Here is a 12,078-nt window from a genome sequence, read left to right on the forward strand (position 1 = left end):
GTGCGCTACGGCGCCTTCTTCAATTTCCAGCCAGTCTCGCTAACCTCGAGCCCCTGGTTACCCGCGAACTCGTCGTACACCTTTTCCATCTCCTCGACGGAATCGAAATACCCGACGATGAACGCGGCACCGAACGTGTCACCGGCCTTCACCGCACGCCCGCCGATCTCTTCGATCATGCAAATGTAGCCGCGCTGGTGGCACCAGGCTTCGTAAACGACTGACGGGTCGAGCGTCATGCCGGCCAACCACGGGCCGTCCTTCCCGGTTTTCGGATCGCGGATGCGGTACGCGCGGATGATCCGTTGGGGAACCTTCTTGTCGTCGCGCGTGTAGAGGAATTTCTCGTCCGGAGCGAAGTCCTTCTCGAACTCCTTCGGCGCGATCTTTCCGTGGTAACTGAGGTACACTTCGCTGAACGTGTCACCGCCCTTGTGCTTGATGTGCCCCGGCATGTCGATGCGAAAGAACATCGCGTCGCTCGCGTTCACCGCGGCGATCTTGTCCGCGGAGATGAAGTAGCGTTTGCCGGCCGGGAACACGATCGTTTGTTCCCACTTCGAGCCGGTCTTCTTACCCGGCGCGGCGAGCGTATAGGTGTGATCCTGCTTCACCGCGACGAAGTCCTTACCGAAAATCACAGTCGGCTTCAGTTCCTTTGCCTTCGTGCAAATTTGCGGGCCTTCGATGCAGCGCTTCGCGCGCTTGCCGTGATAGGGATTGTTGAAGACGTAAGGCAGATCACCCGGGAGCTTGTCGCGGTACTCTTCATCACTGCCGGGTTCCATGACCCAATCGACGATGTCCAGCCCGAACCCGAGGTCGCGCGCGCCGGTTTTCGTGTCGAGCAGGCTGCCGGCTTCAACGCCACTCACGTACCCCTTTTTCTTGATTGATGCTTCCAGTGTGCTTCCCGCGATACGAATGCGCTCGCCGTCTTCGGTCACTTTGAACGCCGGTGGCTCCGGCGCCGCGGGCACAACACCGGCACCCACAACGAGCGCGAACACAACGGACAAACGTGGGTACATGACGAACTCCCGCACCGGGCTCCCGGCGCTACAAAAGACTGCATTTCTCTTCGCCCCGGAGGGGCCGGCGTCCGTAGCACAGGGCTTCCGCCCTGTGCGTCTTCGTGCGTCATTCGCCCAGCATCGGCAGGTCCAGCCCGTTCTCCTTCGCACAGCGAATCGCGCTGTCGTAGCCCGCGTCCGCGTGGCGCATCACACCGGTGCCGGGGTCGTTTCGCAACACACGAGCGATGCGTTTCGCAGCTTCCGGTGTGCCGTCGCACACGATCACGACGCCCGCGTGCTGACTGAACCCCATGCCGACCCCACCGCCGTGGTGCAACGAAACCCACGTCGCGCCGCTCGCGGTATTCAGGAGCGCGTTCAGTAGTGGCCAGTCGGACACCGCGTCGGAGCCGTCGCGCATTCCTTCCGTTTCGCGGTTTGGGCTGGCGACGGAGCCGGAATCGAGGTGATCGCGCCCGATCACCACCGGCGCCTTGAGTTCTCCCGACGCGACCATTTCGTTGAACGCCAACCCGACACGGGCGCGGTCCTTCAGCCCGAGCCAACAGATGCGAGCAGGTAACCCCTGAAAAGCGATGCGATCCTTCGCTAGATCGAGCCAGCGATGTAGATGCGCGTCATTAGGGATCAGCGCCTTAACTTTTGCGTCGGTACGGGCGATGTCTTCGGGATCGCCCGACAGCGCGGCCCAGCGGAACGGCCCGACGCCCTCGCAGAACAGCGGGCGGATGTATGCAGGGACGAAACCGGGGATGTCGAAGGCGTTCGCGACTCCGTTTTCCTTCGCGGCCTGTCGGATGTTGTTCCCGTAGTCGAGCGCGACCGTACCGCGATTCTGAAGTTCGAGCATCGCGCGAACGTGAACCGCCATCGAGTGCTTCGCCGCCGCGATCACGTCTTGCGGTTCGGTTTTCGCCTTTGCGCGCCACTCCGCGAGTGTCCACCCTTGGGGCAAATAGCCGTTCAGCGGGTCGTGCGCGCTGGTTTGGTCGGTGACAACATCCGGCACGATGCCACGCGCGACGAGTTCCGAACACACGTCGGCCGCGTTGCCGACCAGTCCGACCGATACGGGCTGGCCTTCGCGCACGATGGCGAGTGCGTCATCGAGGTTACTCGCTTTGCGATCGAGGTAACGAGTACGCAATCGGAAGTCGATGCGCGTTTCATCGCACTCGACCGCGAGTAAGCTGAAACCGGCCATTGTCGCCGCAAGCGGTTGAGCGCCGCCCATACCGCCCAGTCCGCCGGTCAGAATCCACTTACCCGCTGCGTTCCCGCCAAAATGTTTCTTCGCGACTGCTACGAATGTCTCGTAGGTGCCCTGCACGATGCCCTGGGTACCGATGTAGATCCAGCTCCCGGCGGTCATCTGACCGTACATCATCAGCCCGACGCGGTCGAGTTCGTGGAACTGCTCCCACGTCGCCCAGTGCGGCACCAGATTCGAGTTCGCGATGAGCACCCGCGGCGCATCCGAATGCGTCGGGAACACGCCCACGGGCTTACCCGACTGCACGAGCAGCGTCTGGTCGTCCTCCAGTCGGCGCAGCACTTCGACGATCTTGTCGAAGCACTCCCAATTGCGAGCGGCGCGACCGATCCCACCGTAGACCACGAGTTCGGCGGGGCGCTCGGCCACCTCCGCGTCGAGGTTGTTCATAAGCATCCGGAGGGCCGCTTCCGTCTGCCAGCTCTTGCACGAAAGTGAGTTCCCCCGCGGCGCGCGGATCACGCGCGAGGGATCGTTTCGGGTGAAGGTCATGGCTGCTCTCCGTCGACCTTTCGCGCGTTCAAAAAGTGCCAAACTAACCGAGCCGCGAGCCGAGCGCTCTGACCGTTGATGTCGTGCAGCGGGTTTAGCTCAACGATATCTACGACCAATAGCTTCCCCGTATCTCGGACCGCCGTGAGGATCTCTTCCACTGATTCGAGCGCCACCCCGCGCGCGGCCGGCGCGCTCACAGCCGGCATCACCGCGCCCGACAAAACGTCGAGGTCGATACTGAGATAAAGGTAATCAGCGGAGCCGGCAAAAGCCGTTACGTCGGCCAGCACGCGGCCCAGGTTCCAGGGCACAAGGCTCTGGTCGAGACGCCAACAAGCATTCAATGCGCACGCACGATCGAAAAGCGCGCGCGTGTTCGAGGGCACGGAGATCCCGAGTGCCATGTAGCCGAACCAACGACCGTGTGCCTGACACCAATCCGCCATCTGGCGAAAGGGGGTTCCCGAATTTCCGGGTTCGTCGTCCCGCAAGTCGAAATGAGCGTCGACGTTGATGATCCCGATGTTCACATCAGACCGAAATGACACCAACCCCTGATACGTCCCCCACGCTGTTTCGTGACCGCCACCGAGTACCAATGGACAGTGGCCCGCGACAAGTGCGTTCCGAACGGCCTCGGCGAGCCGTACCTGTGCCCCCTCCATGTCGCCACCGTCGCACCGCACATCACCCGCATCGTAAACCGGCTGTTGTCGGTGCCACGCGAAGTTCGCGAGCGCCTTACGAATCGCACGCGGACCGTCCTTCGCGCCGACGCGCCCACCGTTTCGGCGCACGCCCTCGTCACACGCGAAACCGATCAGCACGACGCCCGGTGGCGAATCCGGAGCAAGTGGCTTCACCATCTGGTGCCACCGCAGCGCGGTCGGGCCGTCCGCGGTATCGACCCGACCGGTCCACACGCTCATGTCGGGTTCAGGCATTGCTGGCCTTCCCCCGAACGACTCGCTCCGCTCGCGGAGTGGCACCGAGTTGGCACACGATTTCGGCCGGGTGAGTAACATCCCACACAAGGAAATCCGCCCGCTTGCCGGCTTCGAGTGTGCCAATATGCGATGCACGGCCGAGTGCTTTGGCGGCCTCGCGTGTCACCCCCGCTAGTGCCTCTTCTGGCGAAAGGCCGTACAGCACGCACGCCATGTTCATTGCCAGGCGAATCGATGCGAACGGGCTCGTGCCGGGGTTGAGGTCACTGGCCACGGCCAGCGGCACGCCCGCGGCGCGGAGCTTCTCGACGGGCGGCTTTTGTTTCTCGCGGAGAAAATAGAACGCACCGGGTAACAGTACCGCGACGGTGCCGCTCTTCGCCATCGCCGCAATGCCGGCATCGTCCAGGTGTTCGAGGTGATCTGCGGACCAGCCGCCGTGTCTGGCGACCAGTTCCGCGCCGTGCGAGTTCGTGATTTGCTCGACATGCCCCTTGATCGCAAGTCCGTGTGCCCGCGCCGCTGAAAAGATGCGGTCGCATTGCGCGACGGTGAACGCGATCGACTCGCAGAACACGTCTACCGCTTCTGCGAGCCGATCGCGCGCGACCGCGGGAATCATCTCGTTCACGATGAGTGAAACGTAGTCATCCTCGCGGCCGGCGAACTCCGGCGGAACCGCGTGCGCCGCGAGCAATGTCTGTGACACGTCGATACTCTCGACGATCGCGAAGCGACGCGCTACTCGCAGCATCTTCAGTTCGTCGTCGAGCGTGAGACCGTAACCGGATTTGATCTCGACACATGTAACGCCTTCATCGACGAGTGCCCGAAGGCGCGGAACCGCAGTTTGAAGCAGTTCACCTTCACTTATCGCCCGCGTCGCACGCACGGTCGAGAGAATCCCCCCGCCACGTTTCGCGATCTCGGTGTAGGGAACGCCCGCGAGCCGCATCTCCCACTCCGCGGCGCGCGACCCGCCCCACACGAGGTGTGTGTGACAGTCGATGAACCCTGGCGTAACGAGTTTCCCGCCACAATCCGTAACCGCGCCGCGATGTGATTGCACTTCGGGCGCATTGGAAGGCAAAATGGCCGCGATGGTGTCACCGCGAACCGCGACGGCGTGATCTGCGAGCAAGCCGCACGGCACAGTCACGCGCGGGTCGAACGTAGCGACCCGCGCGTGAATCCAGATGTGATCGAAGGGCTCGCGGTCCATGCCGTCATTGCACCAGCGCCCCGCGCAATGTGCAACGAGAAACAGCGACTTGGTACCGCCCGAATAAGGTGTAGTGCTACTACTTCAGTAGTTCGCGAACGCGATCCTTCAGTCGATTGAGACCGGCATCGAAGCGCTCTTTACCGTCCGGGAAGTCTTCGTTCGGCAGCCCCTCGTACATCGCGCGAATCACACCGGTCTTGTCCACGAGCACGAGGCGCGTGCTGTGCCCGAACTCGTCGCCGGGCTGTACGTCCGGGCCGAGTTTGCGCTCCACCGCTTGCTTGAATTGCTCGCTCAGGAGCTTGTGAACCGTCTTTTCGTTGCCGGTGAGGAACAGCCAGTTCTTCGGGTCCGCACCGCGGGCGGTCGCGTACTCGTTGAGGGACTTCAGGTCGTCCCGGGCCGGATCGACCGTGAACGTGACAAGTTTTAGTTCGCCGGTCTTCAGTTCGTCCGCGAGGTCGCGTTGCAACGTGCCCATCGTCGCCGTGACCGCGGGGCACGGGCCGTTACAGCGCGTGAAGATGAACGACCCGACCCACACGTTACCACGCAGGTCTTGATCCGTGACAGTTTTCCCACTGCGCTCGGTGAGACTGAACGCGCCGACCGGGTAATCGAGGTCCGGCTCCTGCGCGGGTTGCGTCGGGCGCGACCCGGCCCACGCGCCGCACCCGGCGAGAAGCAGAAACGTGTACGGAAATAAACGGCGCATTGGAATCACAGAGGGATAGCAGGGTTTTGACAGAATGAAGGCAGAATTCGGCTGCAATCCTGTTAATTCTGTCAAAACTCTGTTTGGTTTGTTACTTCACCAGAAGGGCATCGAGCATCAGGAACGCGAACACCGCGGGCAGGTAGAAGAGCGAAGAGTGGAGCACGCGGCGCGCCTTGCGGTCGGTGCGGTCGCGGGCAAACTCAATCGTCCGGCGCAGGAACAGCGCGCCGAACACGATCGCTCCCGCGGCGAACAGCCAACCGCCCAGGCCCGCGAGTGGGACCAGGAAGGCGAGCGGGAGGAGCGACGCGGCCGTCACCACCATCACGAACGCGGTGCGCTTCCCCGAAGGGTCGCACCCGGGCAGCATCTTCAGCCCGCCGGCGGAGTAGTCCGCCCGGTACATCCACGCGATCGCGAGGAAGTGCGGGATCTGCCACAGAAACAGGATCGCGAACACCGCGAGCGCGCCCTTCCAGCCCAACCCGCCGTTCCACCCCTGCGCCGCGAACCAACCGATCACCGGCGGCAGCGCCCCGGGGACCGCCCCCACAACCGTGTTCCACGCGGTCTTCGTCTTCATCGGTGTGTACACGAACACATACGCGACGAACGTGAGCGCGGCGGCGACGGTTGCCGGGAGGCTCACGGTCGCGGCGAGGTACGCGAGCCCGGCCCCGGCCAGCCCCGCGCCGAATGCCGCGGCCTCTTCGGGCGAGATGCGCCCCGCCGGGAGCGGCCGCTTCAGCGTGCGGCGCATCCGCGCATCGATCCGGCGCTCGAAGAGTTGGTTCAGCGCGCTCCCACCGGCCGCAACGAGGCCCGCACCGAGGAGCGTATTGAGCAGCACGCGCCACTCGGCCGCACCGCCCGCGGCGAGCAGGTACCCGGCCCCCACGGTGAACAGCGCCATCACCGCGATCCGCGGCTTGGTGAGTTCGAGGTAGTCCGCGAAGCGCGAGGGTGCGTGCGCCCGCGGCGCGGCCACGGCCGAAGCCACCGAGGTCAGCGTGTCGGCCTCGCCGGTGAGCGTCACCTTCATCATCGCGCGTCTCCGCGTAAGTGACTTGCAACTATTTCCGGTGTGCGTGCGGGGGATTGAGCGTGCTCCACCGCACGGACCGAAACGTGTGGATTCAGTGTATTACTGGGCACGGGCGCCGGCCGCCAAAGGCTCAGGGCGAGGGCCAAAGACGCGGCCCACACACCGCTCCCGACGAGCGCGTGTAGCGTGCGAATCGCCCCGCCCTCGGCCGTGATCGGCACCATGTCCGGTGGCATGTACGCGCCGAACTTCGCCAACCACGCTTCGATTCCGAGGTATAATTGCGCAACGAGCAACGCGGCCAGCACCCACGCGAACCATCCGGCTCGCGCCCGCGTGACAGAATCCACGAACACGGCTCGCAGTGCCCACACCGCGAGTGCCGTGGCCAGGAACGCTGTCGCAAAGTGCAACCGTTGCGACAGCGGAATGGGGTAGTGCCGCACCATCGCGCCGAACGCGACCTGCACGAACACCAAGAGCGCGAGGACACAGGTCCAACGACCGAGCCGGCGCGATTCTGCACTCACGCTCGATGAGGCGCGGGCCGACAGCACCGCGATGGACGTGAGCAACCCGAGCACGATCTGCGCGAAGATCCCGTGGAACGCCGCGAGGTCGGTCCCCACGAGTTCGTTCAACTTCACGCGGAAGCCGCCGAGTAACCCCTGGATCATCACCGCGACGAGCGCGAGGCCCGCGAGCAGGCGCAACCCCGCACCCGGCGCTCGCGTTAACAGCCCCCATACGCCAACGGCCAACATGGTCCCGAGGCCCAGGAGCGCGACGCCAACGGCGCCCATCGGTAACCGCACGTCCGCGGGGAGTTTGTCGCGCTGCGCCATCAACCCGCGGTGAAACTCGCCGTACCCGACGATCAGCACGAAGATGCCCGCGAGCGCGATCCAGCGCACGGGTTTGCGCGGTTCGGTCGCCCACACCCCGAGGCTGAGAACGATCACCAGCCCGCCGATGGTGTAGCCCGCGATGCGGTGCGAGTGCTCGAGGAAGAACTGGTAGTCCTTGCGGAACCGCTCCTTCTCCGTATCGGTTGCCGTGCGGAACACGTACCACGGTTCCGTCGGCCACACCGGGTCCGCCATGCCCGCGGCGAAACTCGTCACCAACTGGCCGATCGCCAGGAGCACGAGGGTCGCGAGCACCGCGAGGACGGCCCAGACGTGCAGCCAGCGCGGAACGGGTCGGAGCGGGTCGGTCATCGATGAAAAGCTCGGGGCGGCACGTCAAAGGGGTAGCTTCAGCTTACGAATTCTACTTCGGGTAGACAGCGCTCATCACATCGGGCGGGAGCTGCACCATGTAAGGTGCGGATCGCACGAATCGCACCAGATCCCACACCTCGCGGTCGGAATATTTGGGGTGGGCCGGCATCCCCACGGCCGGGATGCCCCCGCGAACGCGCGCGAACACGTCTTCCGGGCGCGAACCACTTTTCAGCGTGGTCTGGGTGAGGTCGGCGGGCTTCGCGACCGTCCCCCACACATCGAACCGCAGCACCGGTTTCCGACCGAAATCGCCGTGGCAACTGATGCACGAGTTGTCTGCCTTCACCGTGAACAGCGCGAACCCGCGGCGCACGGCTTCCTGGTGTTTCGGGCCGCCCACTTCGCCATCGTCCGGCTCGGTCGGAACCGGCACCGCGGTCTCCGCTTTCTCCCATTCGCCGAGTGCGGTTTTTAGGCGCAATGCGGGGTCGTTCGTCTCTCCCGCGGCGAGCGCGCGCAGTGATTCAAATTCGACCTGTCCGCGGATCGCGAGGTAGGTCACGTAGCCCGCGAGCAGGTCACGTTCGCCCTCTTGGAGGAGCCCGAACGACGGCATCGGGGTCGATTTCAGCCCCTCGGCGATCGTGCGCAGGAGATCGGCCCGGCGCGGCTTCCCGCCGTCGCCACTCGACACGAACTTGAACTGCCCCTGGCGGTAGTCGCGCGGGAACGGGATCGTGGCCCCGGACGGCCCGCGCCCGTCGCCCACCATGTTGTGGCACTGGAGGCAGTGCCGGCGGTAGAGTTTGCCCCCTTCGGCGAGGTGCGCGTTCGTCAGTTTAAGACGGGCCACGGTCTCGCTCTCGACCGCGATCGTCGGCGCGGCCGGGGTGCCGAACGTGTCCTTCAGAAACGCCTCGAGTTTGGCGCGAGTGTCGGCCGGAATCGCGGACACGTCCGCGGTCTTTCCGCCGACCGCATCGAGTGCGTCGATGTCATCTTGCCGCTTGCCCGGGTCGTTGATCGCGGGTGCGGGCTTGTCGGGAGCTTTGAGTACGAGCCGATCGGCGCGCGCGGGGAAGGTGAAGTTCGGCGGGTAGTCGGGGGTCTTGTTACAGCCCCCGCAGCCCGGGAGCAGCAGGGCGGAGCAGGTCGCGAGCAGCGCGGTTGAAACCGCAACTCGAAACCGACCCCGCCCGGTGTGCGATACCGTCATCCGAGTTCACGGCTCCGTCACGAACTGACAACGAGGTGCCGCGTCATGTAATCGCCCATGAACAGCACGAACAGGATGCCCATCCAGAACAGCGACGAGAGCGCGGTGAGGATCACCACCTTGTCGCCCTGCCGCAAGTGCATGAAGTAGTACGCCACGAGGCCCGCTTGCACGGAGCCGATCGCGAGCTGCAGCGGCAGCGTGAACTTCGTCGGCCCGATTTGGATCGAGATGCCGATGTTCGCCAGCGCCAGCCCGAGGACACAGGCGAACACCACGAGGAGCACGCCGGGGTTGTCGGCACTCGCGCGGATGCCGTGCGGGTCGTCGGGTGTCGTCGCGCCGGGGGTCGTTGGGTGTGACATTGAGAATCGTCCTGGCAGCGCAGGGAGTTCGTAATTTTCGATTCTGCGGCGCGGACAAGAGTGCCCGCGCCACAGACAAGAGAACGTCGCGTTAGTGGTGCGCCCCGTACCCGGCACCGGCGAGGTACAGGAGCGGCATGAGGAAGAGCCAGATGGCGTCCACCAAGTGCCAGTAGAGGCTCACCACTTCAACGGTGGAGTAGTTCTCGGGCGGGATCGTCCCGCGCCACGCTTCCCACACCAGCCACAGGATACACCCGATGCCCACGATGATGTGGATACCGTGGATGCCCGTCATGATGTAGTAGAAGCACAGAAACAACTGCACCTTGCCCGGGTCCAGCCCCTTATCGACCGCTTCTTTCTCGATCTCGTGGCTGAACGACGGACCGGGCACGAGGTGCTCGTGGAAGTCCTCGGCGTACTCGAACCCCTTCACCACCATGAACGCGGTCGCCAGCGCCGCGGTGATGAGCAGGTAGCGGATCAGCGCGGCGCGGTCGCCGAGCTTGGCCGACCGGATCGCCAGCGTGATCGTGAGGCTGCTGGTAATCAGGAACACCGTGTTGATCGTCGCGAACAGCCGGTTCAGGTGCGAACTGGCGAACACGAATTCGTGCGGGTACCACAGCCGGTACACCGTGTAGGCGCCGAAGATGCCGCCGAAGAACAGGATCTCCGTGGCCAGGAACATCCAGATCCCCAGCCGCTCGCAGGCGTGCTGCTGACCCAGGTCTTCGAAGTGGTGCTTCAGCACCGGTGAGTGGGTGCTAGCCGACAACTTCGGTCTCCTTCTTCATGGGTCCAGAAGGACCGGTGCTCCCGTCCCGGTGGGAGGGATCGTCTTGCGCACCGGGGGGTTCGGGCAGCCCGCGCCCCATCTGATCGACGCCGATGGCGTACTCGTAGGGCCCGCACACGACGATGGGCGTGACCTCGAAGTTGTGAACCGTCGGGGGGCTGGGGGTGGTCCACTCCAGGCCCGTCGCGCTCCACGGGTTGGCGCCCACCTTCTTGCCGAAGAACAGCGACAGCGGCAGGTAGATCCCGGGCAGCAGGTACCCGAGGCCCAGCACGCTCGACCCGGCGGTGGACATCACGTTGAGGATCTGGAACTCTTGCGGGTAGTTCGGGTACCGGCGCGGCATCCCGTGGTACCCCATGATGAACTGCGGCACGAACGTGAGGAAGAACCCCACGATCATGATGACCGACGCGACCCGGCTCCACCAGTCGGAGTACATCCGCCCGGTCATCTTCGGCCACCAGAAGTGGACCGCGGCCATGTACGCGATCACCATCCCGCCGACCATCACGAAGTGGAAGTGGGCCACCACAAAGTAGGTGTCGTGCAGGTGGATGTCGGTGCCCAGCGTGGCGAGGAACAGACCGGTCAGCCCGCCCACGGTGAACAGGACCAGGAAGCCGAGCGAGAGCAGCATCGGCGCGTGGAACGTGATCGACCCGCGGTACAGCGTCGCGGTCCAGTTGAAGACCTTGATGGCGCTCGGCACCGCGACCAGCATACTGAGCAAACTGAACAACAGCGCGGCGTAGAAGCTGATGCCGGCGACGAACATGTGGTGCGCCCACAGCAAGAAGCCGACGACCGCGATGCCCATGCTCGACCACGCGACCGCGTGGTAGCCGAAGATGTTCTTCCGGCTGAAGCACGTGAGAACTTCACTGACCACGCCCATCCCGGGCAAGATCATGATGTACACGGCCGGGTGCGAGTAGAACCAGAACAGGTGCTGGAACAGGATCGGGTCGCCGCCGATGGACGGGTCGAAGATCCCGATCCCCGCGGCCCGCTCGACCATGAGCAGCACCAGCGTGACGGCCACGACCGGCGTCGCCAGCAACTGGATCAGGCTCGTGGCGTAGAGCGACCACACGAACAGCGGGAGCCGGCCCCACGTCATGCCCGGGGCACGCATCTTGTGGACCGTGACCATGATGTTCAGGCCGGTCATGATCGAGCTGAACCCGGAGATGAACACCCCCATCACGCCGGGCAGTACGTTCGACTGCGACGCGCGGGAGCTGTACGGCGGGTACAGCGTCCACCCGGTGTCGATGCCCCCGACCAGGACGGCCCAGCCGGAGAACGTGGCCCCGATCATGAACACGTACCAGCTCGCGATGTTCAACTTCGGGAACGCGAGATCCTTGGCCCCGATCATCAGCGGGATGAAGAAGTTCCCCATGACCCCGGGCACGGCCGGGATCAGGAAGAAGAACAACATCATCACGCCGTGCGCGGTGAACGCCCGGTTGTACGCGTCCTCGCTGAGGAACGCGCCGTTGGGCATCAGCAGGTTCGTTCGGACCAGGGCGGCGAAGATGCCGCCGATCACGAAGAACACGCTGATCGACCCGAGGTACAGGAGCCCGATCCGCTTGTGGTCAACGGTGAACAGCCACGACCAGATCGTGTGCGAGACGTTCAGGTAGTTGACGGGCGCCGGGGCCGGCTCCGGCGGAACCGGCGCCGCGGCCGGGCCGCGATGAGTAACCGCGATGCTCAT

11 protein-coding genes are annotated in these 12,078 nt (G+C 64.5%); all 11 read right to left on the minus strand.

Going from position 1 to position 12,078, the window contains the following annotated elements; all coding sequences use genetic code 11:
- Positions 1–5: 5 nt before the first annotated feature.
- The 11 genes from J8F10_RS19220 to J8F10_RS19270 all read right to left on the minus strand — a co-directional run bounded on the left by J8F10_RS19220 (position 6) and on the right by J8F10_RS19270 (position 12,078).
- Positions 6–1,031, minus strand: a complete 1,026-nt coding sequence (locus J8F10_RS19220) for a hypothetical protein (protein WP_210656382.1) — start codon at positions 1,029–1,031, stop codon at positions 6–8.
- Between the two features lie 109 nt (positions 1,032–1,140).
- On the minus strand, positions 1,141–2,802 hold the full coding sequence (gene hutU, locus J8F10_RS19225; protein ID WP_210656384.1) for a urocanate hydratase: 1,662 nt from the start codon (positions 2,800–2,802) through the stop codon (positions 1,141–1,143).
- Entirely contained in the window at positions 2,799–3,749 is a 951-nt protein-coding gene (gene hutG, locus J8F10_RS19230) for a formimidoylglutamase (protein ID WP_210656386.1), read from the minus strand. Before hutG ends, hutU begins: the two co-directional genes overlap by 4 nt.
- Positions 3,742–4,974 (minus strand): imidazolonepropionase, encoded by a 1,233-nt coding sequence (gene hutI, locus J8F10_RS19235; RefSeq protein WP_210656388.1) that lies wholly within the window; start codon positions 4,972–4,974, stop codon positions 3,742–3,744. The genes hutG and hutI overlap by 8 nt, the downstream gene beginning before the upstream one ends.
- A gap of 79 nt (positions 4,975–5,053) precedes the next feature.
- Positions 5,054–5,692, minus strand: a complete 639-nt coding sequence (locus tag J8F10_RS19240; RefSeq protein WP_210656390.1) for an SCO family protein — start codon at positions 5,690–5,692, stop codon at positions 5,054–5,056.
- A 91-nt stretch (positions 5,693–5,783) separates the two neighbouring features.
- The gene (cyoE, locus tag J8F10_RS19245) at positions 5,784–6,740 is read right to left on the minus strand and encodes a heme o synthase (protein ID WP_210656392.1); all 957 of its coding nucleotides are present in this window, start codon (positions 6,738–6,740) and stop codon (positions 5,784–5,786) included.
- Positions 6,737–7,960 (minus strand): hypothetical protein, encoded by a 1,224-nt coding sequence (locus J8F10_RS19250; protein WP_210656394.1) that lies wholly within the window; start codon positions 7,958–7,960, stop codon positions 6,737–6,739. The genes cyoE and J8F10_RS19250 overlap by 4 nt, the downstream gene beginning before the upstream one ends.
- Positions 7,961–8,012: 52 nt before the next feature.
- Entirely contained in the window at positions 8,013–9,182 is a 1,170-nt protein-coding gene (locus J8F10_RS19255) for a c-type cytochrome (RefSeq protein WP_210656396.1), read from the minus strand.
- A 17-nt stretch (positions 9,183–9,199) separates the two neighbouring features.
- The gene (locus tag J8F10_RS19260; RefSeq protein ID WP_210656398.1) at positions 9,200–9,547 is read right to left on the minus strand and encodes a cytochrome C oxidase subunit IV family protein; all 348 of its coding nucleotides are present in this window, start codon (positions 9,545–9,547) and stop codon (positions 9,200–9,202) included.
- A 91-nt stretch (positions 9,548–9,638) separates the two neighbouring features.
- On the minus strand, positions 9,639–10,328 hold the full coding sequence (locus J8F10_RS19265) for a cytochrome c oxidase subunit 3 (protein WP_210656400.1): 690 nt from the start codon (positions 10,326–10,328) through the stop codon (positions 9,639–9,641).
- Positions 10,318–12,078 carry a cytochrome c oxidase subunit I gene (locus J8F10_RS19270; protein WP_210656402.1) on the minus strand — a complete coding sequence of 587 codons (1,761 nt, stop codon included), beginning with the start codon at positions 12,076–12,078 and terminating at the stop codon, positions 10,318–10,320. The genes J8F10_RS19265 and J8F10_RS19270 overlap by 11 nt, the downstream gene beginning before the upstream one ends.

Origin of the sequence: Gemmata palustris, from assembly GCF_017939745.1 — a bacterium.
Lineage (GTDB): Bacteria > Planctomycetota > Planctomycetia > Gemmatales > Gemmataceae > Gemmata > Gemmata palustris.